19 protein-coding genes are annotated in these 25,578 nt (G+C 64.5%); 9 read left to right on the forward strand and 10 right to left on the reverse strand.

Going from position 1 to position 25,578, the window contains the following annotated elements; all coding sequences use genetic code 11:
• Positions 1 to 48 precede the first annotated feature (48 nt).
• Positions 49 to 675 carry a trimeric intracellular cation channel family protein gene (locus BHD08_RS07515; protein WP_003283735.1) on the reverse strand — a complete coding sequence of 209 codons (627 nt, stop codon included), beginning with the start codon at positions 673 to 675 and terminating at the stop codon, positions 49 to 51.
• 140 nt (positions 676 to 815) lie between these two features.
• Between BHD08_RS07515 and BHD08_RS07520 the strand changes: the two genes are divergently transcribed.
• The 7 genes from BHD08_RS07520 (at position 816) to BHD08_RS23060 (ending at position 8,419) form a co-directional block, all read left to right on the forward strand.
• A complete protein-coding gene (locus tag BHD08_RS07520) occupies positions 816 to 1,709 on the forward strand; it encodes an HTH-type transcriptional regulator ArgP (protein WP_015276493.1) in 894 nt (297 codons plus the stop codon).
• Between the two features lie 111 nt (positions 1,710 to 1,820).
• The gene (gene cysM / locus BHD08_RS07525; protein WP_015276494.1) at positions 1,821 to 2,723 is read left to right on the forward strand and encodes a cysteine synthase CysM; all 903 of its coding nucleotides are present in this window, start codon (positions 1,821 to 1,823) and stop codon (positions 2,721 to 2,723) included.
• Between the two features lie 83 nt (positions 2,724 to 2,806).
• Positions 2,807 to 4,159, forward strand: a complete 1,353-nt coding sequence (rlmD, locus tag BHD08_RS07530; RefSeq protein ID WP_015276495.1) for a 23S rRNA (uracil(1939)-C(5))-methyltransferase RlmD — start codon at positions 2,807 to 2,809, stop codon at positions 4,157 to 4,159.
• Positions 4,160 to 4,264: 105 nt separating this feature from the next.
• Entirely contained in the window at positions 4,265 to 6,508 is a 2,244-nt protein-coding gene (relA, locus tag BHD08_RS07535; protein WP_038658418.1) for a GTP diphosphokinase, read from the forward strand.
• Between the two features lie 156 nt (positions 6,509 to 6,664).
• Entirely contained in the window at positions 6,665 to 7,495 is an 831-nt protein-coding gene (mazG, locus tag BHD08_RS07540) for a nucleoside triphosphate pyrophosphohydrolase (RefSeq protein ID WP_125021342.1), read from the forward strand.
• 114 nt (positions 7,496 to 7,609) lie between these two features.
• Entirely contained in the window at positions 7,610 to 8,149 is a 540-nt protein-coding gene (locus tag BHD08_RS07545) for a DUF2058 domain-containing protein (RefSeq protein ID WP_015276498.1), read from the forward strand.
• A 108-nt stretch (positions 8,150 to 8,257) separates the two neighbouring features.
• Positions 8,258 to 8,419: a hypothetical protein gene (locus BHD08_RS23060; RefSeq protein WP_015276499.1), complete on the forward strand. Its 162-nt coding sequence runs from the start codon at positions 8,258 to 8,260 to the stop codon at positions 8,417 to 8,419.
• Between the two features lie 87 nt (positions 8,420 to 8,506).
• On the opposite strand, the gene BHD08_RS07550 is transcribed toward BHD08_RS23060, so the two are convergent.
• Entirely contained in the window at positions 8,507 to 9,841 is a 1,335-nt protein-coding gene (locus tag BHD08_RS07550; RefSeq protein ID WP_125021343.1) for an erythromycin esterase family protein, read from the reverse strand.
• Positions 9,842 to 10,035: 194 nt separating this feature from the next.
• Between BHD08_RS07550 and BHD08_RS07555 the strand changes: the two genes are divergently transcribed.
• Positions 10,036 to 10,269, forward strand: a complete 234-nt coding sequence (locus tag BHD08_RS07555; protein ID WP_015276501.1) for a hypothetical protein — start codon at positions 10,036 to 10,038, stop codon at positions 10,267 to 10,269.
• On the opposite strand, the gene pdeM is transcribed toward BHD08_RS07555, so the two are convergent.
• The 8 genes from pdeM to mfd all read right to left on the reverse strand — a co-directional run bounded on the left by pdeM (position 10,247) and on the right by mfd (position 23,870).
• The gene (gene pdeM / locus BHD08_RS07560) at positions 10,247 to 10,936 is read right to left on the reverse strand and encodes a ligase-associated DNA damage response endonuclease PdeM (protein WP_125021344.1); all 690 of its coding nucleotides are present in this window, start codon (positions 10,934 to 10,936) and stop codon (positions 10,247 to 10,249) included. The genes BHD08_RS07555 and pdeM overlap by 23 nt on opposite strands.
• 174 nt (positions 10,937 to 11,110) lie before the next feature.
• Positions 11,111 to 13,702: a ligase-associated DNA damage response DEXH box helicase gene (locus BHD08_RS07565; protein WP_125021345.1), complete on the reverse strand. Its 2,592-nt coding sequence runs from the start codon at positions 13,700 to 13,702 to the stop codon at positions 11,111 to 11,113.
• Positions 13,703 to 13,801: 99 nt separating this feature from the next.
• A complete protein-coding gene (locus BHD08_RS07570; protein ID WP_125021346.1) occupies positions 13,802 to 15,511 on the reverse strand; it encodes an ATP-dependent DNA ligase in 1,710 nt (569 codons plus the stop codon).
• Positions 15,512 to 15,590: 79 nt separating this feature from the next.
• Entirely contained in the window at positions 15,591 to 16,604 is a 1,014-nt protein-coding gene (locus BHD08_RS07575; protein ID WP_015276505.1) for a ligase-associated DNA damage response exonuclease, read from the reverse strand.
• A gap of 186 nt (positions 16,605 to 16,790) precedes the next feature.
• Positions 16,791 to 17,360 (reverse strand): hypothetical protein, encoded by a 570-nt coding sequence (locus tag BHD08_RS07580; RefSeq protein WP_125021347.1) that lies wholly within the window; start codon positions 17,358 to 17,360, stop codon positions 16,791 to 16,793.
• Between the two features lie 142 nt (positions 17,361 to 17,502).
• Positions 17,503 to 19,833, reverse strand: coding sequence for a DEAD/DEAH box helicase (locus BHD08_RS07585; RefSeq protein WP_125021348.1), 2,331 nt, complete (start codon positions 19,831 to 19,833; stop codon positions 17,503 to 17,505).
• Between the two features lie 71 nt (positions 19,834 to 19,904).
• Positions 19,905 to 20,423, reverse strand: coding sequence for a CsiV family protein (locus BHD08_RS07590; protein WP_125021349.1), 519 nt, complete (start codon positions 20,421 to 20,423; stop codon positions 19,905 to 19,907).
• Entirely contained in the window at positions 20,424 to 23,870 is a 3,447-nt protein-coding gene (gene mfd / locus BHD08_RS07595; protein ID WP_125021350.1) for a transcription-repair coupling factor, read from the reverse strand.
• Positions 23,871 to 24,028: 158 nt separating this feature from the next.
• On the opposite strand from mfd, the gene BHD08_RS07600 reads away from it, so the two are divergent.
• Complete coding sequence (locus BHD08_RS07600; RefSeq protein WP_125021351.1) at positions 24,029 to 25,480, forward strand: glyceraldehyde-3-phosphate dehydrogenase; 1,452 nt, start codon at positions 24,029 to 24,031, stop codon at positions 25,478 to 25,480.
• Positions 25,481 to 25,578 lie beyond the last annotated feature (98 nt).

Here is a 25,578-nt window from a genome sequence, read left to right on the forward strand (position 1 = left end):
CGGACCGGTGGAATCTGCACGTCAGATCAAGCCCTGACGCCGCGCTGGTCAGTCCAGGCCGCGAATCTCCTTGCCGTTGAAGTCCGGCAGCTTCCAGTGGAAGGTCATCGCCAGCACGCGGAACAGGAAGCCACTGCCCAGCGCCGCCAGGGTGGCCAGGGTGGTATTGATCTCCAGCCACAGCATGCCGACGTAGAACACACCGGTGAACAGCGCCACGGTGGCGTAGAGCTCGCGCTGCAGCACCATCGGTACCTGGTTGCATAGCACGTCGCGCATCAGGCCGCCGAAGATGCCGGTGATCACGCCGGCCAGCACCACGATGGACGGATGCGCACCCATGCCCATTGCCACGTCGCAGCCGATCACCGTGAAGGCCACCAGGCCGAGGCCGTCCACCAGCAGGAAGACCATGCGCAGGTGATGCAGGTGGCGAGCGATGAAGCCGGTGACGATCGCCGCGCCGATGGTGAAGGTCAGGTATTCCGGATGGGCGATCCAGCCGACCGGGTAGTGGCCGAGCAGTACGTCGCGCGCCGTGCCGCCACCCAGTGCCGTCACCGTGCCGAGCAGGCAGATGCCGAACAGGTCCATGCCGCGGCGCATGCCCATGATGGCGCCGGACATGGCTTCGGCCGTGATTGCGATCAGGTAGATGGTATGCAGCAGTTCCACGACGATTCTCCGGGCGGGCTAGGCTGCACGCCGGTGGGGCGCTACAGCTCGAGGTGCGCGATTATGGGGCAAGCATGGCTAAATTTGTCGTGGCTAAGTATTTTTAGGCCATGCAAATATTTTCTTAATCGGCAGGCCCCATGAATCTTGATCCGAAGCAGACTGAAGCGTTTCGCACGGTCATCCGCACCGGCAGCTTCGAACAGGCTGCGCAGCGCCTGCATCTGACGCCACCGGCCATTTCGCAGCGGGTGCGCGCACTGGAGAGTGCGCTGGGCAGCGCCCTGGTAGTGCGCAGCCGGCCCTGTCGGCCTACCGAAACCGGGCAGCGCCTGCTGCAGTACCTCAAGCGCGCGACCTTGCTCGAGGCCGATCTGCTGGCCGACCTCGCCGAGCGTAGCGATGCGCCGCTGGTAGTGGTGGCGGCACTCAACGCCGACAGCCTGGGGACCTGGTTTTTCCCGGCGCTGGCCGAGGTGCTGATCCGCGAGCGGGTGTTGCTGGACCTGACGGTGGAGGATCAGGACCACACCTACAGTCTGCTGGAAACGGGCCTGGCAATCGGTTGCATCAGTACCGAACCCAAGCCCATGCGCGGCTGCACGGCCAGCCCGTTGGGCAGCATGCGTTACCGACTGGTGGCGTCGAGCGAGTTCCGGCAGAAGCACTTCGCCCACGGCCTGACCCGCAACGCGGCGCGCAAGGCGCCGGTGGTCGCCTATACGCGCAAGGACACGCTGCAGTCGTCGTTCCTGCTGCGTCGCTTCGGCCTGCCGGAAGGGGCTTATCCCTGCCACTTCGTTCCCGGCGCCGAGCCGCATTTCAGCGCGATTCGCTACGGCCTGGGTTACGGCATGGTCCCGGAACTGTTGCTGCATGATGCATTGAGCGCCGGTGAGGTGGTCGACCTGGCGCCTGACGAACCGCTGGAAATCGCACTGTACTGGCATACCTGGAAGGTGCAGTCGCCGCGGATGGAGCATCTTTCGCGGCAGATCATCGATGCCGCACCGAAGATTCTTGCGCGGCCCTAGCGAGGCCGGGTTGGGCGCTGCGGTCGAAGTACTGCCGGTCAGCCGAGACGGTCTGCCCGTCGTCGAGCGTTGCCGGTATCATGGCCACCTTTTCCGATGCCGTGCGACGCCATGACTACACACTATCCGACCATTGCCGATTGCATCGGCAACACCCCGCTGGTTCGCCTGCAGCGGATGCCGGGTAAGACCAGCAACACCATTCTGGTCAAGCTCGAGGGCAACAATCCGGCCGGTTCGGTCAAGGATCGCCCGGCGCTTTCGATGATCAACCGTGCCGAGCTGCGCGGCGACATCCAGCCTGGCGATACCCTGATCGAGGCGACCTCCGGCAACACCGGCATCGCCCTCGCGATGGCGGCGGCAATCAAGGGCTACCGGATGATCCTGATCATGCCGGACAACTCCACCGCCGAGCGCAAGGCGGCGATGACTGCCTACGGCGCCGAGCTGATCCTGGTGAGCAAGGAAGAGGGCATGGAAGGTGCCCGCGACCTCGCTTTGAAGATGCAGGCCGAAGGTCGCGGCAAGGTGCTCGACCAGTTCGCCAATGGCGACAACCCCGAAGCGCATTACAACAGCACGGGGCCGGAGCTCTGGCGGCAGACTCACGGCAGCATCACCCATTTCATCAGTTCCATGGGTACCACCGGGACCATCATGGGCGTGTCGCGCTACCTCAAGGAGCAGAACCCGGCGGTGCAGATCGTCGGGCTGCAGCCGATGGAAGGCGCGGCCATCCCCGGCATCCGCCGCTGGCCGCAGGAATACCTGCCGAAGATCTACCAGGCCGAGCGCGTCGACCGCGTTGTCGACATGTCGCAGGCCGAAGCCGAGCAGGTGATGCGTCGTCTGGCCCGCGAAGAAGGCATCTTCTGCGGCGTGTCCTCCGGTGGTGCCGTGGCCGCCGCACTGCGCCTGTCGCAGGAAGTCGAGAATGCGGTGATCGTGGCGATCATCTGTGATCGCGGCGACCGTTACCTGTCGACTGGCGTGTATGACTCGCCCAATTGAGCTGCTCATCGGCGGCGCGCTCCAGCGCCGCATGGCGACCCTTTTGACATTTCCAACGAACAGAACAGCGCGGGTTTCAGCTGATGGCCAAACGTAGCGGCGCTCTGCGCTTTCAACCCAGCGGTGGCGAGCGCAAGCCCCAGGTGCCGATCGGCAAGAAGCAGCGCCTGAATATCGAACGGCTGGCCAATGACGGGCGCGGCATCGCCTTCGTCGAAGGGCGCACCTGGTTCGTCGAAGGCGCATTGCCTGGCGAAGAGGTCGAGGCGCGTGTGCTGTCCGCACGTAGCCAGGTGGTCGAGGCGCGCTGCGAGCGCGTGCTCCAGGCCAGTGCGCAGCGGCAGGTCGAACCTTGCCCGCATGCTCGTCTGTGTGGCGGCTGCAACCTGCAGCATGCCCCTATTGCCGATCAGCTGGCACTGAAACAGCACACGCTCGCCGAGCAGCTCGCGCGGGTTGCCGATCTGCAGCCAGAGGCTTGGGCCGAGCCGCTGGTGGGGCCGGCCTTCGGCTATCGCCGTCGCGCCCGACTGGCGGTGCGCTGGGACGTCAAGAGCAAGCATCTGGACATCGGTTTTCGCGCCAGTTCCAGTCAGGAAATCGTCTCCATCCGCGAGTGCCCGGTTCTGGTACAGCCCTTGCAAACGCTGCTGCCGGGTTTGCTAACGGCGTTGCGTGATCTGAGCAAGCCGCAAGCGATCGGCCATGTAGAACTGTTCAGCGGCACGGCCGAGGCCGTGCTGATTCGTCACACCGCAGCTCTGCCGGAATCGGACCTGGCGCGCCTGCGCAGCTTCGCGACTGCTCATCGAGCGCAGCTCTGGTGGCAAGGCGAAGGTGAGCCTCAGCCAGACGACTGCGCAGCTTCGCTGGGCTACCGACTGGATGCCTGGGATCTGGAGCTGGCCTGGCGTCCTGGAGATTTTGTCCAGGTCAACGCGCCAGTCAATGACGCGATGGTCGCCCAGGCTCTGGAATGGCTGGATGCGGGCAAGGATGAGGCGGTGCTTGACCTGTTCTGCGGGCTGGGTAATTTCAGCCTGCCGCTGGCGCGCAGTGGTGCACGGGTGGTGGGTGTGGAAGGTGTCGAGGCGATGGTGGCGCGTGCGCAGGAGAACGCGCAGCGCAACGCTCTGGAGCACGCGCACTTTTATCGGGCCGACTTGTCGAAGCCGCTTGCCGATGCCCCTTGGGCAGGTAGCGGGTTCGCTGCGGTACTGCTCGATCCGCCACGCGACGGCGCGCTGGAAATCGTTCGACAAATGTCGATGCTGAAGGCGCAGCGCGTGGTCTATGTTTCATGCAATCCGGCCACGCTGGCGCGCGATGCGCGCGAGCTGGCCAGCCAGGGATATCGTCTGAAGCGTGCGGGTGTGCTGGATATGTTTCCGCAAACCGCACACGTCGAGGCCATGGCGCTGTTCGAGCGGGGTTAGCGCTCGATGCTGCATTCTTGACAGGCGCTTTGCCTGTGGTTCAACCGACCGGCACACAGAATGCCGGCGTTCATGGCGCAGCTGCTGCGCAGAAGGGAAGGTTAGATGGTACAGGTCAGAGCGCTTCAGCCGATCAATACGGACGGCAGTATCAACCTGGATGGCTGGCTCGATCATGTGCTGGGGATGGACCCGGCACTCGACCGCGCGGCCTTGAAAGAAGCCTGCGAGTTCGCCCGCGAGGCAGAGCAGCAGGCCAACGCGGCGCAGAATCTCTGGAGTGAAGGCACCTCCAGCTACCAGATCGGCCTCGAGATCGCGGAAATTCTCGCCGACCTCAAGCTGGACCAAGACAGCCTGGTCGCAGCCGTCATCTATCGTGGCGTACGCGAAGGCAAGATTCAGCTGGCCGATGTGAACCAGCGCTTCGGCCCGGTGGTGGCCAAGCTGATCGAAGGCGTGCTGCGCATGGCAGCGATCAGCGCCAGTCTCAATCCCCGCGAATCGCTCGTACTCGGTTCCCAGGCGCAGGTGGAAAACCTGCGCAAGATGCTGGTGGCGATGGTCGACGACGTGCGCGTCGCGCTGATCAAGCTCGCCGAGCGCACCTGCGCCATCCGCGCCGTCAAGCTGGCCGACGACGATAAACGGCAGCGCGTCGCCCGCGAAGTCTTCGACATCTACGCGCCGCTGGCCCATCGTCTGGGTATCGGTCATATCAAGTGGGAGCTGGAGGACCTGTCCTTCCGCTACCTCGAGCCCGAGCAGTACAAGCAGATCGCCCAGCTCTTGCATGAGCGTCGCCTCGATCGCGAACAGTACATCCAGAACGTCGTGCAGCAACTCAGGGACGAACTGACCGCTACCGGTATCCAGCCGGACATCGACGGGCGCGCCAAGCACATCTATTCCATCTGGCGGAAAATGCAGAAGAAGGGCCTGCAGTTCAGCCAGATCTACGACGTTCGCGCCGTTCGCGTGCTGGTGCCGGAAGTCCGCGACTGCTACACCGCGCTGGGGATCGTGCACACCCTCTGGCGGCACATTCCCAAAGAGTTCGACGACTACATAGCCAACCCCAAGGAAAACGGCTATCGCTCGCTGCACACCGCGGTGATCGGCCCGGAGGGCAAGGTGCTGGAGGTGCAGATCCGCACCCACGCCATGCACGAAGAGGCCGAGCTCGGCGTCTGCGCGCACTGGCGCTACAAGGGCACCGACGTCAATTCCGGCTCCGACCATTACGAGGAAAAGATCGCCTGGCTGCGCCAGGTGCTCGAATGGCACGAAGAACTGGGCGACATCGGCGGCCTGGCCGACCAGCTGCGCGTGGATATCGAGCCGGATCGGGTCTACGTGTTCACCCCCGACGGCCATGCCATCGACCTGCCCAAGGGCGCCACGCCGCTGGACTTCGCCTACCGGGTGCACACCGAGATTGGCCATAACTGCCGCGGCGCCAAGGTCAACGGCCGCATCGTGCCGCTCAACTACAGCCTGCAGACCGGCGAACAGGTGGAGATCATTACCAGCAAGCACGGCTCGCCGAGCCGCGACTGGCTGAACCCGAACCTGGGCTACATCACCACCTCACGCTCGCGGGCTAAGATCGTCCACTGGTTCAAGCTGCAGGCGCGCGACCAGAACGTCGCCGCCGGCAAGGCGCTGCTGGAACGCGAACTGGGACGGCTGGACCTGCCGCCGGTGGATTTCGACAAGCTGGCCGAAAAGGCCAACCTGAAGAACGCCGAGGACATGTTCGCTGCCCTTGGCGCCGGCGACCTGCGCCTGGCGCACCTGGTCAACATGGCGCAGCAGCTGGTCGAGCCGGAGCGCGGTTACGACCAGCTGGAACTGATTCCGCGGCGCTCGGCGCCGTACAAGCCGGGCAAGCGCGGTGACGTGCAGATTCAGGGCGTCGGCAACCTGCTGACGCAGATGGCCGGCTGCTGCCAGCCGCTGCCGGGCGATCCCATCGTCGGTTACATCACCCAGGGCCGCGGTGTCAGTATCCACCGGCAGGACTGCCCGTCCGTGCTGCAACTGGCCGGGCGCGAGCCGGAGCGGATCATCCAGGTCAGCTGGGGTCCGGTGCCGGAGAAGACCTATCCGGTGGAAATCATGATCCGCGCCTACGACCGTGCCGGCCTGCTGCGTGATATCTCGCAGATGCTGCTCAACGAGCGCATCAACGTGCTGTCGATGAATACCCGTTCGAACAAGGAAGACAGCACCGCGCAGATGACGCTGACCATCGAGATTCCCGGGTTGAATGCCCTGGGTCGCTTGCTCAGCCGTATTTCGCAGCTGCCGAACATCATCGAAGCCAAGCGCCAAAGGGCGACGTAAGGCGCAGCACAGCGGCGCCCAGCGCGCCGTGGTGGATGGGTGAAGCGTCAGCTACGCGCCCCGATCCACCCTGCAATCGGCCTGACATCCGTAGGGTGGATGTCGCTTTTTACATCCACCGGAACGCCGCTGCGATAGCCCGGCTTGAGGAATCCTATGTACCAACTCCCCGACCTTCTGCACCTGATGGCCCGGCTGCGCGATCCGCAGCATGGCTGTCCGTGGGACCTGCAGCAGAACTACGCGAGCATCGTGCCGCATACGCTGGAAGAGGCTTACGAGGTCGCGGATGCCATCGAGAGCGGCGACTTCGATCATCTGCCCGGTGAGCTGGGCGACCTGCTGTTCCAGGTCGTCTACTACAGCCAGCTGGCCCGTGAGGAAGGGCGCTTCGAGTTCGCCACGGTGGTCGATGCCATTACCCGCAAGCTGATCCGTCGCCATCCCCACGTGTTCCCGGATGGCGACCTGTACGGCTCGCCGGAGCTGCCGCGTCTCGACGAGGCGGCCATCAAGCAGCGCTGGGAAGAGATCAAGGCCGAGGAGCGTGCCGAGAAAGCCGCTGCTCCTGAACAGTTGTCGCTGCTCGATGACGTGCCCAGCGCACTGCCGGCACTCAGTCGTGCCGCCAAACTGCAGAAGCGCGCCGCCCAGGTCGGTTTCGACTGGCCCGAGGCGCTGCCGGTAGTGGACAAGGTGCGCGAGGAACTCGGCGAAGTGCTGGAGGCGATGAGCGAGGACGATCCGCAAGCCATTGCCGAGGAGCTGGGCGATCTGCTTTTCGTCGTGGTCAACCTGGCGCGCCATCTCAAGGTCGACCCGGAGAACGCCTTGCGTGCCGCGAATGGCAAGTTCGAGCGGCGTTTTCGCTTCATCGAGCGGGCCTTGCGCGAAGCGGGGCGGCCCATCGAGCACTGCGATCTGGATGAACTGGATGCGCTCTGGGGCGAGGCGAAGAAGGCCGAGCAATCGCCGTCCTGCGGCTAACAGTACTCGCCGGGCTGGATGTGGCTTTTCACATCCACCACAATGCCGCTCGGTGGAGCGATGCAGCGTCGCCCACCGGCGCCCACTTGAATTCATGACGAGACGAGCCGAAACATGAGTCTTTCCCTCCGTGATCAGTTGCTCAAAGCCGGGCTGGTCAACGAAAAGCAGGCCAAGCAGGCCGTCAAGCAGAAGCAGAAGCAGCAGCGCCTGGAGAAGAAGGGCCAGGTCGAGAAGGATGATTCCCAGCGCGAAGCGGCACTGAAGGCCCAGGCCGAGAAGATCGCTCGCGACCAGGAGCTCAATCGCCAGCAGCAGCAAAAGGCCGAACAGAAGGCCCGTACGGCGCAGATCAAGCAATTGATCGAGACCAGCCGCCTGCCGAAGCTGACCACCGAGGATTACTACAACTTCGTCGACGACAAGAAGGTCAAGCGGCTGTCAGTCAACAAGCTGATGCGCGACAAGCTGGCCAGTGGCTCGTTGGCGATCGTTCGTCATGGCGGCGGCTACGAGGTGATTCCGCGTGAGGCGGCACTGAAGATTCAGGAGCGCGACCCGCAGCGTGTGGTGCAGCTCAACACCCGTACCGAAGAGCCGGATGCTGACGATCCGTACGCCGCTTATCAGGTGCCGGACGATCTGATGTGGTGATGTCGCGGGGCGGGTGCGCACTCCGACGGAAGGTTGGATAGAAAAGGCCCGCCTGCATCTCTACTGCAGACCTGCCCGCCATCGCGGGCACATGCAGTGGAGAAGATCATGGCCGCGCAGACGATTCGCTATACCCCCAACGCCGATACTCTGTACTGGCGCGCCGCTGGCGTGCCGGGCGACCCGGAAGAGCCTGGCGTTCCGACACAGCCTACCGAGCCGGGTGAGCCTACCGTGCCGGATCAGCCACCGCCCGCTCCGGTTGCCTGAACGTCCTCGAGCCGTAACCTGCGCCGCCGTTGGCACGATGTGGCGCAGGGCATCTGGCGTCAGCGCAGCTGGTTTGCGCGGCAACGCTCATTCGCCGAACGGATAGGTGTCCGGCACCATCTCTGGATTGATCTGTTGCGGGCCGATCGGTGTCACCGCGCCGGTCTCCTCCAGCCATATCAGCGCATCGAACTGCTCTGCCAGGATGGCGCGGAAGTAGTGCGACTGGCGCTCCGTCAGTGGCCGGTAAATCACCCCGATGGCGCGCTCGAGCCGTGGCTGGGCGAGCGCCGGACGCAGTTCGCTCTGCTCGTTGCGCCAGTCGGTCAGTGATGCCGGCACGCCGGCTCGCAGGAACAGTTGTTCCCAGCTGTCCGCCCTGGACGGGATGACCTGCTTGACCTGCATAGGCTCGTCCCAGTTGTCCGCTGCCGCCACCTCACCGCGATCGGTCGCCATGCCGATCAGCACCGCGTCGCGACCGAAGGCGGTGCGGCACAGTTCGCCGATATTGAACTCGCCGCCCCAGCCCATCGAAGTTGCCGAGGCATTGCCAATGTGCGAGTTGTGCGCCCAGACCACCGCCTTGGCGTCCGGTCCGCGGTGTTCGAGCAGTGCTTTCAGGGTGTCGAACATGTGGCGGTCGCGCAGGTTCCAGGATTCGGTCGAGCCGCGATACATGGCGCGGTAGTAATGCTCGGCGGCAAGTACCACTCGCGCATTGCGCTCGGCATTGAAGAAGCGCTCGCCGTCCTGGCCAATGTACTCCAGGCGCTGCGTGAGCAGGTCTTGCAACTGCTCGACCACCGCCGTTTCGCAGGAAGGCTGGCCGAGCATGACGTTGCGGCCGTAGACGGCGGGATCTTCCTGCCACGGGCTCAGGCAGCCATAACGTCGCCGCGCCGCGGCAGCCGCGTCCGGGTCGATGCGGTCCAGGTAGCGCAGTACCTCGCGGATCGAGCTGCCGAGGCTGTAGACATCCAGGCCGCGGAATTCGACCCGCTGCCCGGCCGGCAGTGCCGCGTTGTGCTCGCGCAACCAACGGACGAAGCCTTCCACTTCGCGGTTGCGCCACATCCAGGTTGGAAAGCGCTTGAACGCATCCTCCACCCAGGCGACTGGTTGCCGTTGCCGGCTGTAACAATCGATTCGTGCCGCGTCCGGCCAGTCGGCTTCGACCGCGATGATGGAAAACCCGTGTCGCTCGATCAGCCGCCGGGTGATCGCAGCGCGGGCCTGGTAGAACTCGGATGTGCCGTGGCTGGCCTCGCCAATGAGCACCACCCGAGCGTCGGCGTAGCGCTCGAAGGCGTCGGCAAAGTGCGGGTCGTCTAGCGCGGGCAAGGGTTCGGCATGCTGGCGCAGCAGAGCAATGAGCTGTTCCTCGGATAGCTCGGGCAGATGGGCACGCGAAGCGCTCATATGGTTCGGCCTCCTCATGCAAGGGCTTCACGGATGACTGAGCATCCGGTTGGTTGTTCCTCGTCCTCCAATTAAAGCTGCTAACTTTGAAGCGAGGGACCGAACTGCCGGCGCCGGATGGGTCTAAAAACTTACAAAAACCAAGATGAGCGTTATTACGCCCGCATGGGTTTATTCAAGGCGAGGGGCATTCCATGACGACCTGGATCATTGCGTACAACAAAGACGGCAACACTTCGACGCTGAAGATCGACTCCGAGCATCAGCCTGACATCGACGAGGCAGTCGATCTCGTCACGCGCAAGGCAGCAGAGCTGTATCCGGATCAGGAGATCGAGCATGAGCACGAGCCTGATCTGGAGGACACGCCAGCTACCCGGCTGGCTGAGCGTTACGGCATCACCATCACGGGCATATCCCAGGCCTGAGCGGCGCCGAGCGCCTCAGCGGCCAGACTTCTCCATCCCCCACCACATAAATCTGCCAGTGGTCTTCGGCTGTCACCGTCATCGTGCCGGTGAAACTGCCGAAGGCCGGCAACAGGCTGAGCCGCTCACCGATGCAGAAGCACGGCAGGCGCAGGCTCTGCCGTCCGCGGCCGTTGAGGCGAAACGCCGGATGCAGGTGGCCGGCGAGCACATGGTGGCTGGGATGCGGATCGGCTTCGTGCTGCAAGGCGAACGGGCCAAGCAGCAGCGGCTCGGGGACGACGTTCATTCCCAGGCTCGTTGGCGGATCTCCGGCGCGGCGATCATGGTTGCCGCGAATCAGCGTGATCGTCAGTTCGGCGTGACTGGCACGCCAGTCGTGCAGCTGGTTGAGCGTGGCAGGCGTCTGCGATTCCGGTGCGTGCAGAAAGTCGCCGAGGAAGATCAGCTGCTTGCAAGGGTAACGGGCAAGCAGGGCATCGAGTCGTTGAAGATTGGCCTGGGTCGTACCGTGGGGCACGGGTTGACCTAGGCGACGGTAGGCGGCGGCCTTGCCGAAATGGATATCGGCTATCAGCAATGCCTGCTGCGCCGGCCAGTAGATGGCCTTCTCGGCAAGCAGCCAGAGTTCGGTTTGTTCCAGCTCTATGGGCAGGTGAGAAGTCATGCGGCAGAGTTTATCGCGTGCGGTGGCGGGTTCCCACGCGCCGGGCGCTGGTTGTGCATGTGCGGTCCTCTGGGAGAGCAACCAACGGGCCAGGATGGCGCGATTGTGGGCGGACTCGGTTGAACAGCATCCGGGTCGCATTAACCCGGCGCAAGGAGCGCTCACCTTGCTTGCCTATCGGGTCGTGCGGCGCGCCTTTTTTGGCCGTGGCGAGCCGTCCTTGGTCGCGCGGGGTTTGCGCTTCGGGCTGCTGTCGCGTTCGACATCAATGCTCGCGTCCGCCTGCGGCTGATAACCACCAGGGCCGGCGGCCTTGTCGAGTTCGGCAACCATTCGCCGGATGCGGTCGGCAAGCTTTTCCGAGCTCATGCTTTCGCGGAAACGTTCGACCATCAACGGAAACGCCAGCGGTGTGGTGCGTTTGACCTGATGAATGTCCAGCTGTCGTTGCTGCAGCCGCTGCAATGTCTGCTGCAGCCGCTCGACTTCTAGCTCCTGGCGCAGAACCTCTTCTTCAGCCTGGGTCAGCAACAGGTTGGCCGGGTCATATTGGCGGAAGACGTCGAAGAACAGCCCGCTAGAGGCCTGCAGCTGACGCGCGCTCTTCTGCGCACCGGGGTAGCCGGAAAACACCAAGCCGGCAATACGTGCGATCTCACGAAAACGGCGGCGCGCCAGTTCGCCAGCGTTAAGACTGGCGAGCACGTCGTGCAGCAGGTTGTCTTCGCTGAAAAGCTCCGGCGTCAGCCAGTGCATCCAGTCCACCTCGGTTGCCGAGAGCAGCTCGAAGCCGTAGTCGTTGACTGCAATGGAAAAGGTCAGCGGTCGATGCTGGCCCAGGCGCCAGGCCAGCAGACTGGCCAGCCCGAGGTGCACGTGACGCCCGGCGAACGGGTAGAGGAACAGGTGCCAGCCTTCGCGGGATTTCATCACCTCGGCCAGCAATGTGGTCTCGGTGGGCAGCGCCGACCAGTCCATCTGTACCCGCAGTAAGGGTTCGACCAGGCCCATCTCCGGGCTTTCGAAATGGCCGCGCGAGGCCGCACCGAGCTGCTCGACCACGGCATCGGCCAGCTCGCTGGAAAGGGGCATGCGCCCGCCGTTCCAGCGCGGCACCGCGGCTTTCCTGCCCGTCGCGCGGCTGACGTAGGCGGTCATGTTCTCGACGCGCACCAATTCCAGCAGACGACCACCGAAGAGAAAGTTGTCGCCCGGTCGCAGGCGCGCGATGAAGCCTTCCTCGATGGTGCCGAGCGAGCGCCCGCTGCCACCCTTGGCCCAGAATTTCACGGACAGGCTGGCATCGCTGACGATGGTGCCGATGCTCATGCGATGACGCAGCGCCACGCGGCGACTCGGCACCTTCCACAGCCCAGCCTCGTCCGGCTCGACCCGCTGGTAGTCGGGGTAGGCCGTCAGCGAATGCCCACCGTGGCGGACAAAGGCCAACGCCCATTGCCAATGGTCTTCGTTCAGGTCGCGGTAGGACCAGGCCTGGCGCACTTCGGCAAACAGTTCGTCTGGTCGAAAGCCGCCGCCCAAGGCCATGCTGACCAGGTGCTGCACCAGCACATCGAGCGGGCGGTGCGGTGCGCTGCGGGCTTCGATGCGGCGTTCGCCGATGGCCACCTGAGCGGCGGCGGCTTCCACGACTTCCACGCTATGAGTCGGCACCAGCGTTACCCGCGAGGTGCGTCCCGGCGCATGTCCGGAACGTCCGGCACGCTGCATGAGCCGCGCCACGCCCTTGGGCGAGCCGATCTGCAGAACGCGCTCGACCGGCAGGAAGTCCACACCCAGATCCAGACTGGAGGTGCAGACCACGGCCTTGAGCGCGCCCTGCTTGAGGCCCTGCTCGACCCAGTCGCGTACTTCGCGGGCCAGCGAACCATGGTGCAGAGCAATCAAGCCTGCCCAGTCCGGCCGCGCATCGAGCAGCGCCTGATACCAGATTTCCGACTGCGAGCGGGTGTTGGTGAACACCAGGGTGGTCGCGGCCGAATCAATCTCCTCGACCACCTGCGGCAACATGCGCAGACCGAGATGCCCAGCCCAGGGGAAGCGCTCGATGCTCGGCGGCAGCAGGGTGTCGACGCGCAGATTCTTGTCGACCTTGCCTTGCACCAGCCTGCCGCTGCCGGGATACAGCAGCACGTCCAGCGCGTGGGGCTGGTTGCCGAGGGTGGCGGAAAGGCCCCAGACAATCAGCTCCGGCATCCACTGGCGCAGCCGGGCTAGCGCCAGTTGCAGTTGCACGCCGCGCTTGTTGCCCAGCAGCTCGTGCCATTCGTCCACCACCAGCATGCGCAGCCCGGCGAAAGCCTGGCGTGCATCGGCGCGGGTCAGCAGCAGGGTCAGGCTTTCCGGCGTGGTGACCAGCGCGCTGGGCAGGCGCCGCCCCTGCCGCGCACGTTCGGCACCGCTGGTATCGCCGGTGCGCAAACCGATGCTCCAGTTGATGCCGAGGTCGTCCAGCGGGGCCTGCAGAGCGCGAGCGGTATCGGCGGCCAATGCACGCATAGGGGTGATCCAGAGCATCGTCAACGGCGCCGGCTTGTCCGTCGTGTTAGAGCGCGGTGCCTTGGTTGCGAAGCGATTCAAAGCCCCGAGCCAGACGGCGTAGGTCTTGCCAGAGCCAGTGGTGGCGTGCAGCAGTCCGGACTCGCCTCGGTCGATGGCTTGCCAGACTTCCCGCTGAAACGGAAAGGGCAGCCACTCTCGGCTGGCGAACCACTGCTCGCTCAACAGTCCGGCTGCATCATTCATGGGGCAGCCTGTTGGAGCCCGAGCGCGAGGTTCGCCTCGTGGAAGCGGCCTTGGCCGCGCATATGGGCGACGGCCCGGGTAGGCGGCGGGCCTGGCGACTCATCCAAGCAGCTCCTTCAGCGTCTCCAGGGTATCGGCTTCCTGCACCGGCTTGTCGAGACGCCAGCGCAGCATGCGCGGGAAGCGCACGGCGATGCCGCTCTTGTGCCGGCTGCTGGCGGCGATGCCCTCGAAGCCGAGCTCGAACACCAGGGTCGGGGTGACGCTGCGGACCGGGCCGAACTTCTCTGCGGTGGTCTTGCGCACGATGGCGTCGACCTTGCGCATCTCCTCGTCGGTCAATCCGGAATAGGCCTTGGCGAACGGCACCAGCTTGCGCTCCGGGTCGCCCGGCTCTCCGTCCCAGACGGCAAAGGTGTAGTCGGTGTATAGGCTGGCGCGGCGGCCATGACCGCGCTGGGCATAGATCAGCACGGCATCGACGGAGTAGGGGTCGATCTTCCATTTCCACCAGACGCCGACATCCTTGGTCCGGCCGACGCCGTACTGCGCGGCGCGGGCCTTGATCATCATGCCCTCGACGCCGCGCTCACGGGAAGCTTCGCGTTGGCGCGCCAGATCGGCCCAGTCATCGCCGCTCACCAGCGGCGAAAGCATCAGCCGCGGGTTGGGGCATTGCCCGACCACCGCTTCGAGCTGTTGCCGGCGTTCACGATGCTCGCGTTGCCGCCAGTCGTCACCCTGCCATTCCAGCAGGTCGTAGGCGAGCACCGCGACCGGGGCGTCCTGCAAGACTTTCGCTGTGAGGTTTTTGCGGCCGATACGCTGTTGCAGCAGGGCGAAGGGTTGCACGCCGAAGCGTTCGGTTGTGTCGGCGTCATCGCTCTCTGGCTGCGCGAAGAGTTCTGCCGAAGGCCCGTCGGGCGCGTGCTTCCAGACCAGGATCTCGCCGTCGATCACCGTGCCGTCGGGCAGGCAGCCGGCCAGTTCGCAGAGCTCCGGAAAGCGCTCGCTGACCAGCTCTTCACCGCGCGACCAGACCCAGATCTGCCCGTCGCGCTTGACCAGCTGTGCGCGGATGCCGTCCCACTTCCATTCGATGAACCAGTTCTCCGGCGCACCGAGCAGCATGTCGAACTCCTCGACCGGCGCCTGCAACGAGTGGGCGAGAAAGAACGGGTAGGGCTGGCCGCCACGCTGGGCGTGCTCATGCTCGGACTCCTCGGCGATCAGCGCGCGGTAGCCCTCGGCGCTCGGCCGATGGGACAGATCGGTGTAGCCCACCAGCCGTTGCGCGACGCGCTTGGGGTCGAGATCGACCAGCGAGGCCAGCGCGCGTGTCACCAGCAGCTTCGACACGCCGACGCGAAAGGCGCCGGTGATCAGCTTAATGCAGACCATCAGGCTCAGCCGGTCCAGCTGTGCCCAGAGCGCCGGCAAGCGTTCAGCCAGCTGCTCCGGCGGCTGCCCGCGCAGCGGCAGCAGCTTGTCCTGCATCCACACGGCCAGCCCGTCGTCGGAGCTGTGTTCGGCCTCGGGCATCAGCAGCGAAATGGTTTCGGCCATGTCGCCGACCGCCTGGTAGCTTTCCTCGAGCAGCCATTCCGGCAAGCCCGACGCCTGCATGGCGGTTTCGCGCAGCACGCGGGTCGGAACCAGCTGGCGTGGCCGTCCGCCGGCCAGAAAGTAGACCGCCCAGGCGGCGTCGGCCGGATCGGCGTCACGAAAATAGTCGCGCATCGCCGCGAGCTTGGCGTTGCTCGAGGTGGTGGCGTCGAGGCGGCTGTAAAGGGTGGCGAAGGCTTTCATACGCTGCGTCCCGCTCGCCATGGCGCGGCCGGGTTGCGAGCCTGCACGGGTCTATGGGAAGCGATGTTGGTGCGCTGGCTCATTCGGCCTCCTGGGTGGCATCGTCCTCTTCGCCGTATTCGGTCGCGAAGGCCTGGGCATCGAGGCCGCGCATTTCGCGCAGGTAGCGCACCAACACCGCAACGGAACCGTGGGTCACCATCACCCGTTCGGCGCCGGTCTGCTCGATGGCCCAGAGCAGGCCTGGCCAGTCGGCATGGTCGGAGAGCACGAAGCCGCGGTCGACGCCGCGCCGGCGCCGGGTGCCGCGCAGCATCATCCAGCCACTGGCGAAGGCATCGGCGTAGTCGCCGAAACGGCGCATCCAGGTGCTGCCGCCAGCGGAGGGTGGGGCGAGGATGATGGCGTGCTTCAGGCGCGGGTCGCCTTTTTTCAGGTCTCCGGCATACACCGTCGGCGGCAGATAGATGCCACCCTCGCGGTAGACCTTGTTCAGCGGCTCGACCGCGCCATGCACGACGATGGTGCCGATGCTCTCGTCCAGGCCGTGCAGGATGCGCTGTGCCTTTCCGAAGGCGTAGCAGAACAGCACGCTGGCGCGCCCGGCTGCCGCATTGGCGCGCCACCAGTCGTTGATGTCGCTAAATACCTCGGCCTGAGACGGCCATTTGTAGATCGGCAGGCCGAAGGTCGATTCGGTGATGAAGGTATGGCAGCGCACCGGCTCGAAGGGTGCGCAGGTCCCGTCCGGCTCGACCTTGTAGTCGCCGGAAGCGACCCAGACTTCGCCTTTGTACTCCAGGCGCACCTGCGCCGAGCCGAGCACATGGCCGGCGGGATGGAAGCTGAGCTTTACGCCGTGATGCTCGATGGATTCACCATAGGCCAGCGTCTGCAGCGGCATATCGGCGGCGATCCGCGAGCGCAGAATGCCTTCGCTGTCGCTTGAGGCCAGGTAATGGCTCATGCCCCAGCGCGCATGATCGCCGTGGGCGTGGGTGATGACGGCGCGCTCCACCGGGCGCCAGGGATCGATGTAGAAATCACCGGGTGGGCAATAAAGGCCTTCGGGGCGGGCAACGACGAGGTCCATGAATACAGGCACTTTGCGGGCTTGTAGGTTGGAGCGTGGCGCGGCGCTGTGAGTTCGCTGGATAACGCGCGGCCGGGTTCAGCCAACCCGACGGCGGTGTGCGCAGCAGCGTGCTGCGTCGAATATACAGCTGCGCGGGGGCGAGGCAGCGTTCTGCTTCAGCCCGGCGCCTTCGTAATGCGGCGATCAGTCCTGCAGTTTGATGTGCGAAATGTCCGGTACAGCGCCTGCCGTGTCGCGTGGCAGTTCGCCCATGTCGCTGCCCACCGGGGCCAGACTGAACTGGGACAGGTCCACCCGTGGTGCCTCGGGCTCGGGACGGGCATCCTGCAGGTCGACTCCCACCGGCGCGATGCCAAAATCGGGCGCCTCGACGTCGGCGAAGGCGGCCATGTATTCGTCACGGGGCGTCACCTTCAGCGCAGCCGGGGCGGCGTTTGCGCTGGTGACGGCAGGTGGCGTGGGCGCGACGCTTGCCGCTGGGGTTGCGGGTGGTGGCGGCGCCAATTCGATTTCCTCGACATCCACCGGCATCGGTTTGACCTCTACCTGCGCACCGGCACGTTCCATTGCCTGCCGGTACTTCTCCACCGCAGCGAAGTCGAGGTTCTGCTTGATGACGATGCGTCGTCCGGAAAACAGCAGTGCGATGCGCTGCGCATCCGCCTGGAACAGTTTGGTCAGGTTGGCTTCGACCTGCTCGAGCCTGGCGCCGGGGAGCAGTTGGCCAGAAAAGGCGATTTCGTAGAGGCTCATGGGTGCTGCTCCTTGTGGCGCTACCGGTGACGGGGCGGCGGACCGCCGCAGGTTGGAACGTTAATCGAGATGGCGATGATCTGGCAAAGCGCAAAGTGCTGCCCTTGCCGCTGTCACAAGTTCGTCAGCTGGAGTGCCTGGTTCACGGCAACGGGGCAAACAGGGCGTCGATATCCTGCTCGCCAAGCTGCCAGCCGGCATCGCCGGAACCCTCGAGCACACCAGCGGCCAGTTCGGCCTTGCGCGCCTGCAGCTGGCGAATGCGCTCCTCGACGGTGCCGCGGGTAATCAAACGATAGACGAACACCGGTTTGTCCTGGCCGATGCGGTAGGCACGGTCGGTCGCCTGGCTCTCCGCAGCTGGATTCCACCAGGGGTCGTAGTGGATCACGGTATCCGCGGCCGTCAGGTTGAGCCCGGTGCCGCCAGCCTTCAGGCTGATCAGGAACAATGGCACTTCACCGGCCTGGAAACGCTCGACCGGCGTGCGGCGATCATCGGTTTCACCGGTCAGCTTGACGTAGGCAATGCCGCGCTTGTGCAGCGCCTGCTCGATCAGCGCCAGCATCGAGGTGAACTGGGAAAACAGCAGCACGCGACGGCCTTCGCTCATCAGTTCGTCGAGCATCTCCAGCAGGCTATCCAGCTTGCCCGAGCTGCTGCCGCGTACGGCCCGCGTCGACTCGCCCTTGAGCAGGCGCAGATCGCAGCAGACCTGGCGCAGCTTGAGCAGCGCCTCGAGAATGACCATCTGGCTGCGCGCCAGGCCCTTGCGCTCGATCTCGTCACGCACCTTGCGATCCATTGCCAGACGCAGCGTTTCGTAGAGCTCGCGCTGGGCATCGTTGAGTTCGACCCAGTGGACGAACTCGTTCTTCGCCGGCAACTCGGTGGCCACCTGTTCCTTGGTGCGGCGTAGCAGAAACGGCCGGATGCGCGCGCGAAGGTGCGCCAGGCGAGGCTCGTCAGCATGCTTTTCGATGGGATTGCGGTAGTCCTGGGTGAAGCGTTTGGCGTCGCCGAGCCAGCCGGGCATGAGGAAGTGGTACAGCGACCAGAGCTCGCCAAGATGGTTTTCCAGCGGCGTGCCGGTCAGGCACAGGCGCTGACGCGTCTGCAGAGCCCGCGCGGCTTGGGCCGCTTTGCTGGAGGGATTCTTGATGTGCTGGGCCTCATCGAGAATCACCACATGCAGCGGCTGTTCGCGCAGCACGGCGATGTCGCGGGTCAGCAGCGCATAGCTGGTCAGCAACAGGTCGTGCTCGGCAAGTTCGCCAAAGTGCTTCTGGCGACTGGTGCCGGTCAGGGTCAACACCCGCAGTTGCGGTGCGAAACGCCTGGCCTCGTCCTGCCAGTTGGGTATCAGGCTGGTCGGCATCACCACCAGCGCCGGTCGGTCGAGCCGGCCGGCCTGTTTTTCGACCAGGATGTGGGCGATGCTCTGCAGCGTCTTGCCGAGGCCCATGTCATCGCCAAGGATGCCGCCGGCGCCCAGCTCGCGCAGGGTCTGCATCCAGGCCAGCCCCTGCAGCTGGTAGGGGCGCAGCGTGGCGTTGAGCGCGTCCGGTGCCGGGCATGCCTGGGCGCTCGGGCTGTTCAGTCGCCCGGCGAACCGACGCAGCCGCTCGCCCCCTCGCCAGTCTGGCCTGAGCTCCTCCAGCCCGGCCAGCCGCGCGCCGTCGGCCTTGCTCAGCCGCAGCGAAGCGCCATCCATCGGCTCACGCAGGTACAGCTCGCCAAGGGTCGCCAGGATCGGCTTGATTCGCGCGAACGGTAGGGCGACCTGCAGGGTTTGCCCGTCACGCTGGCCAGGCCGATCGAGCTGGACGCGCAACTGCTCCTCGCCACTGCGCTGGGCGAGGGCGCGCGGCGTCAGCAATTGCGGGTTCTGGCGGATCAGGCGCAAGAGCACCGGCAATATGCCGATGCGCTGACCGTTCACGACGATGCCCAGATCAAGATCGAACCAGTCGTCATCGGCTGACTCATCAATTTCCGCATACCAGCTGTCGATGGCCGCCAGGTCATAGGCGAAGCCTGGATGGATGTCGATTTGCCAGCCCTGGCGGCGCAGTTCGGGCAGCTGCTGCTGAACGAAACCGAGCCAGGCTTCTTCTCCGGGCAGCTGGAACATTTCCGCCGAGTCCTTTGGCAGCGCCAGGCTCTGGCGCAGTGCCGGGCGAAATCCGAGCTGCTCCAGGTGCTTGCGTAGTGCCTGTTCGGCCTGGGCATGGCGGGCGATCAGCTGCAGCTCGTCACCGGCCAGATGGCGGATGCGCTCGCCGTCGCGCTTGCCATGGACGCAGGCATCGCCGTAGATGAACGACAGCCCGGCGCGATGCTGATGTTCGCTGACCATGCGCTGGTTGCCTGGCTGGTAATTGGTTGCCAGGTGGCTGCCGAGGCTGAGCAGCGGGACTGGGCGCAGGTCGTCGATCAGTCGCTCCTTGCGGGGAGCCAGAGGAGGGGCCAAGGCTCAGCTCCTCCCTGCAAATGCGAGGTGCACCAGGCCAGTCTTGGGCTGGGAAAAGCGGCGGCGCTTGCTCATAGCCGCTTCAGTTCGATCAGCAGCCCGAGGCTGTCGTGATCGATATAAGTCAGCCGGCCAGGCACCAGGCGTACCCGCTGGGTCAGACGCTCGCTGGCGAGCAGCTGGCCATAGTCGCCGAAACGGTTTACCCAAAACGTCACATCCGTCCGCATATAGCGTCCGGGGCTTATTTTCAGTACGCCCTGAATCGGGTAGTGCTCGAAGTGGCGCGGTCCCTGATGCAGCGCAATTGCCTTGCCGTCATCGCTGATCTGCTGTCGCCAGGCCCGGTGCAGCAATAGCTGATAACCGGGCTCGGCGGAGAGTCTTTCGGCGATGGCGTCCAGCATTGGTTGACGCTCTGCGTTGCGTTCCAGCATCTGCGTGCCTTTCGCCCATCCAGAGGGCGCACGCTGACTGGCCAGCAACGGAGCGTCGTGGCGAAACAGAAGTACCTCGACCCGATACAGCGACTCGGCAAACGCCGAAGGCGCGCAGAGGACCAACAGCCAAAGCAGCCAACGAACCGGCATCTAGGATCCTTGCTCATTGGGCGCCAGCCGCTCAAGCAGCGCTTCCAGCGTATTGAAGCGTTCCTCCGGGCGTTCCATCGGCACCTGGAATTTGAACAGCGTAGCGCCTTCGAACTTGTAGCGCTTGGGCTGACTCTGGATCAGCTTGATCAGCACCATTGGATCGACCGAGGTATCGGCCGAGAACTCGATGCGCCCACCCTGCGGGCCGGCGTCGATCTTGGTGATGCCGAGCTTTTCCGCCTGCAGCTTGAGCAGCGTCAGGCGCACCAGATTCTTGGTTGGCTCGGGCAGCAGGCCGAAGCGGTCGATCATCTCCACCTGCAGCTCCTTCAAGCCATCCTCGTCGGCGGCATTGGCGATACGCTTGTAGAGGATCAGACGGGCGTGCACGTCCGGCAGATAGTCCTCCGGAATCAGTGCCGGCAGGCGCAGGTTGATCTCCGGCCCACCCCCCAGCGGCTGCTCCAGGTTCGGCTGCTCGCCCTTGCGGATGGCTTTGACCGCGCGCTCGAGCATTTCCATATAAAGAGTGAAGCCGACGGCCTGGATCTGTCCGCTCTGGCCCTCGCCGAGCAGCTCGCCGGCGCCGCGTATTTCCAGGTCGTGGGTGGCCAGGACGAAGCCTGCGCCGAGGTCCTGGGCATTGGCGATGGCCTCCAGGCGCTTCTGCGCGTCGTCGGTCATTGCCTTGCGAGTAGGGGTGAGCAGATAGGCATAGGCCTGGTGGTGACTGCGCCCGACCCGGCCACGCAGCTGGTGCAGCTGGGCCAGGCCGAACTTGTCGGCGCGCTCGATGATGATGGTGTTGGCGCTCGGCACGTCGATGCCGGTTTCGATAATGGTCGAGGCCACCAGCACGTTGAAACGCTTGTGGTAGAAGTCGCTCATGACCTGTTCGAGGTCACGCTCGCGCATCTGCCCGTGGCCGATCGCGACGCGTGCCTCCGGCACCAGTGCCTGCAGGTCGGCGGCGCATTTCTCGATGGTCTTCACATCGTTGTGCAGGTAATAGACCTGGCCGCCACGCAACAGCTCGCGCAGCAGCGCCTCCTTGATCACGGTGTTCTGCTGTTCCATGACGAAGGTGCGCACCGACAGGCGGCGCGCCGGTGGCGTGGCGATGATCGACAGGTCGCGCATGCCGGCGATGGACATGTTCAGCGTGCGCGGAATCGGCGTGGCGGTCAGCGTGAGGATGTCTACCTCGCTGCGCAGCGCCTTGAGCTGTTCCTTCTGGCGTACGCCGAAGCGATGCTCCTCGTCGATGATGACCAGGCCCAGGTTGCTGAACTTGACGTCATCCTGCAGCAGCTTGTGGGTGCCGATGAGAATGTCGATCTTGCCCTCGGCAAGCTCGGCGATAGCGTTCTGCACTTCCCTGGCGGATTTGAAGCGGCTCATCACCTCGACCCGCACCGGCCAGTCGGCGAAGCGGTCGCGGAAGCTGTTGTAATGCTGCTGGGCGAGCAGGGTGGTCGGCACCAGTACGCCAACCTGCCGGCCGCCATGGACGGCGATGAAGGCGGCGCGCATGGCCACCTCGGTCTTGCCGAAGCCGACGTCACCACAGACCAGACGGTCCATCGGCTTGGCCGAGAGCAGGTCCTCGCGTACCGCGTCGATGGCGGCCTGCTGATCGGGTGTCTCCTCGAACGGAAAGCCTGCGGCGAACGTTTCGTAGTCGACCTGCGGGTCTTTGAAGGCATAACCCTCGCGTGCGGCGCGGCGGGCGTATATATCCAGCAGCTCGGCGGCGACGTCGCGCACCTGCTCGGCCGCCTTGCGCTTGGCCTTCTGCCAGGTTTCCGAACCGAGCCGGTGCAGTGGCGCGAGCGCGTCGTCGCTGCCTGTATAGCGGGCGATCAGGTGCAGGCTGGCGACCGGTACGTAGAGCTTGGCGTCCTCGGCGTACTGCAGCAGCAGGAATTCCTGCGCCTGGCCTTCAATCTCCAGGGTGACCAGGCCCTGGTAGCGGCCAACACCGTGGTCGATGTGCACCACTGGCGAGCCTTCACGCAACTCGGTGAGGTTCTTGATGACGTTCTCGCCGCCGTCTCGACTCTTCTCGCGCCGGCGACGCTGCATGACGCGCTGGCCGAACAGCGGGCTTTCCGCGACCAGTGCCACGTCGTCCAGTTGCAGGCCTTCGTCGAGCGGGGCGATGGTGATGGCCAGACGTTGGTCGCTGGCGAGGAAGTCTGTCCAGCCGTCGACTTCCTGAGGACGCAGTTTCAGCCGTGCCAGCAACTCCAGCAGCACCTCGCGGCGACCAGCGGATTCGGCAGTGAACAGCACGCGCCCGGGGTAGCTTTCGAGGAACTGCCGCAGCTTGCCCAACGGCTCGCTGGCCTTGGACTCGATGGCCAGTTCTGGCAGCGCCTGGGCATTGAAGCGTTCACGGCCGATACCTGGCTCGACGTCCTGCTGGCTGGCGACCACGCGCGGCCAGAGTTTCAGGCGAGCGAAGCAGTCCTCCACCGGCATGAACAGCTCGGCAGGCGGCAGCAGCGGCCGCTCGGGATCGACTCGACGCTCCTCGTAGCGATTGCGTACATCACTCCAGAACTGCTCGGCGGCCTGTTCGATGCCGGGCAGCGAGAACACCTGGCTGTCTTCGGGCAGGTAATCGAACAACGTCGCGGTTTCTTCATAGAACAGCGGCAGGTAGTACTCGATGCCCGCCGGGGTGATACCGGTGGAGAGATCCTGGTAGATCGGGCAGCGGCGGAAATCGACGTCGAAACGTTCGCGAAAACGCGCGCGGAAGCCGGTGACCGCCTCCTTCTTCAGGGGGAACTCGCGTGCCGGCAACAGGCGGATCGATTCGACCTTGTCGATCGAGCGCTGATTTTCCGGATCGAAGGTGCGCAGCGTCTCGATCTCGTCATCGAACAGGTCGATGCGATAGGGCAGGGGGCTGCCCATGGGGAACAGATCGATCAACGCACCGCGCACGGCGAACTCGCCATGTTCGTAGACGGTATCCACGCAGCGGTAGCCGGCTGCTTCCAGGCGCAGGCGCATCTGTTCGACGTCCAGCTTCTGCCCGACGTCCAGCACCAGACTCGAACCCAGCAGGAAGCGCTTCGGCGCCAGCCTGTGTAGGGCGGTGGTGATCGGCACTACCAGCACGCCGTGGCTCAGTTCCGGCAGTTGGTAGAGCGCGGAAATGCGCTGGGAGACGATGTCCTGATGTGGCGAAAATATGTCGTAGGGCAGCGTTTCCCAATCGGGGAAATGCAGCACCGGCAGTCCCGGCGCGAAGAAGGCGAGCTCTTCCTGCAGGCGCTCGGCACTCTGGCTGTCGGCGGTGAGGAGCAACGTGAAGCGTTTGGCGTTGCTGGCTGCTTCGGCAATCGCCAGGCTCAGCGCGGCTCCTGGAAGATTGCCCCAGTGTTGCTTGCCGCTGGCGGCAGGCAGAGGGGGAAGGCGCAAGACGGACACGAGTGGGCGTGGCTCCGATGGAAAAATAGGCCGCCGGGATTGTAACTATCGAGGCGCTTGGCTGTCAGTGTTTCGTCCGCTGCAGATTGCCGGCGCTAGGGTGCGCCGTCATAATGTAGCCCCTTTTCTCAGCCCCTACATGTTGGAAGGAACTGCCCGTGACTCAGAAGCCCGACCAGTGTCTTGGTGAATGGATTGACCGCGAAGCCCTCGCCGAAGCGATGATTCCGCTGATTGGTCAGCTGTACCGCAACAACAACGTGGTGACTTCGATCTACGGCCGTGGCCTGATCAACCGCTCGGTGATTGCCATCCTCAAGGCGCACCGTTTTGCGCGCCACCGCATTGCCGACGAAGCCGAGTTGTCGGTGCACGACACCTTCCAGATCCTCAAGACCATGAGCGAAATGAACCTGGGCGCCGCTTCGGTGGACCTGGGCAAGCTGGTCGCCAAGTACAAGGAAGCGGGCAACGGTCGCAACCTTGAGCAGTTCGTTCGCGAAGAACTGGCCGAAGTAGCTGACAAGCGTCACGCCGCCTCCGGCCACAAAGGCACCGACGTTGTGCTGTACGGTTTCGGTCGTATCGGTCGCCTGCTGGCTCGTATCCTGATCGAGAAGACCGGCGGTGGCGACGGCCTGCGCCTGCGTGCAATCGTCGTACGCAAGGGTGCCGACAACGATCTGGTCAAGCGCGCCAGTTTGCTGCGTCGCGATTCGGTACATGGTCCGTTCGATGGCACCATCACCATCGATGAAGAAAACAACACCATCACCGCCAACGGCAACCTGATCCAGGTGATCTACTCCAACGATCCTTCCGCGGTGGATTACACCCAGTACGGCATCGAGAACGCCCTGCTGGTCGACAACACCGGCAAGTGGCGCGACGCTGAAGGCCTGGGGCAGCACCTCAAGTGCCCAGGTGTCGCTCGCGTAGTTCTGACCGCGCCGGGCAAGGGTGAGCTGAAGAACATCGTGCATGGCATCAACCATGGCGACATCACGGCCGATGACAAGATCATCTCCGCTGCGTCCTGCACCACCAACGCCATCGTCCCGGTGCTCAAGGCGGTCAACGATCAGTACGGCATCGTCAACGGTCACGTCGAAACCGTGCATTCCTACACCAACGACCAGAACCTGATCGACAACTTCCACAAAGGCAGTCGTCGTGGTCGCAGCGCAGCGCTGAACATGGTCATCACCGAGACTGGTGCCGCCACTGCTGCCGCCAAGGCGCTGCCAGTGCTCAAAGGCAAGCTGACCGGCAACGCGATCCGTGTTCCGACGCCGAACGTGTCGATGGCCATTCTCAACCTGAACCTGGAGAAGGCCACCAGCCGCGAAGAAATCAACGAGTACCTGCGCCAGATGGCCATGCACTCGGATCTGCAGAAGCAGATCGACTTCGTCAACTCGCAGGAAGTTGTATCCAGTGATTTCGTCGGCTCGCGTCACGCTGGTGTAGTGGATGCTGAAGCGACCATTTGCAATGACAACCGCGTCGTCCTCTATGTCTGGTATGACAATGAGTTCGGCTACAGCTGCCAGGTCGTACGCGTTATGGAAGACATGGCTGGGGTCAACCCGCCGGCGTTCCCGCGCTAAGCGCGGCGGGCGGTAAGCAGAAACGGGAGCCTCGGCTCCCGTTTCGCGTTTCTGGGTAACGGCAACAGCGGAAGCAGCGGCGGTTAGGCGGTCGAATG

This window comes from Pseudomonas sp. SCT, assembly GCF_003864275.1.
Lineage (GTDB): Bacteria > Pseudomonadota > Gammaproteobacteria > Pseudomonadales > Pseudomonadaceae > Stutzerimonas > Stutzerimonas stutzeri_AE.

Bases quoted from the DNA above. Each gene is read 5' to 3' on its own strand.
- BHD08_RS23060 (WP_015276499.1), top strand. From the start codon at position 8,258: ATGGCCGCGCAGACGATTCGCTATACCCCCAACGCCGATACTCTGTAC.
- pdeM (WP_125021344.1), bottom strand. From the start codon at position 10,936: ATGACTTCTCACCTGCCCATAGAGCTGGAACAAACCGAACTCTGGCTG.
- BHD08_RS07575 (WP_015276505.1), bottom strand. From the start codon at position 16,604: ATGGACCTCGTCGTTGCCCGCCCCGAAGGCCTTTATTGCCCACCCGGT.
- cysM (WP_015276494.1), top strand. From the start codon at position 1,821: ATGACTACACACTATCCGACCATTGCCGATTGCATCGGCAACACCCCG.
- relA (WP_038658418.1), top strand. From the start codon at position 4,265: ATGGTACAGGTCAGAGCGCTTCAGCCGATCAATACGGACGGCAGTATC.
- rlmD (WP_015276495.1), top strand. From the start codon at position 2,807: ATGGCCAAACGTAGCGGCGCTCTGCGCTTTCAACCCAGCGGTGGCGAG.
- BHD08_RS07550 (WP_125021343.1), bottom strand. From the start codon at position 9,841: ATGAGCGCTTCGCGTGCCCATCTGCCCGAGCTATCCGAGGAACAGCTC.
- BHD08_RS07555 (WP_015276501.1), top strand. From the start codon at position 10,036: ATGACGACCTGGATCATTGCGTACAACAAAGACGGCAACACTTCGACG.
- BHD08_RS07570 (WP_125021346.1), bottom strand. From the start codon at position 15,511: ATGAAAGCCTTCGCCACCCTTTACAGCCGCCTCGACGCCACCACCTCG.
- BHD08_RS07565 (WP_125021345.1), bottom strand. From the start codon at position 13,702: ATGAATGATGCAGCCGGACTGTTGAGCGAGCAGTGGTTCGCCAGCCGA.
- BHD08_RS07545 (WP_015276498.1), top strand. From the start codon at position 7,610: ATGAGTCTTTCCCTCCGTGATCAGTTGCTCAAAGCCGGGCTGGTCAAC.
- BHD08_RS07590 (WP_125021349.1), bottom strand. From the start codon at position 20,423: ATGCCGGTTCGTTGGCTGCTTTGGCTGTTGGTCCTCTGCGCGCCTTCG.
- BHD08_RS07520 (WP_015276493.1), top strand. From the start codon at position 816: ATGAATCTTGATCCGAAGCAGACTGAAGCGTTTCGCACGGTCATCCGC.
- BHD08_RS07580 (WP_125021347.1), bottom strand. From the start codon at position 17,360: ATGAGCCTCTACGAAATCGCCTTTTCTGGCCAACTGCTCCCCGGCGCC.
- mazG (WP_125021342.1), top strand. From the start codon at position 6,665: ATGTACCAACTCCCCGACCTTCTGCACCTGATGGCCCGGCTGCGCGAT.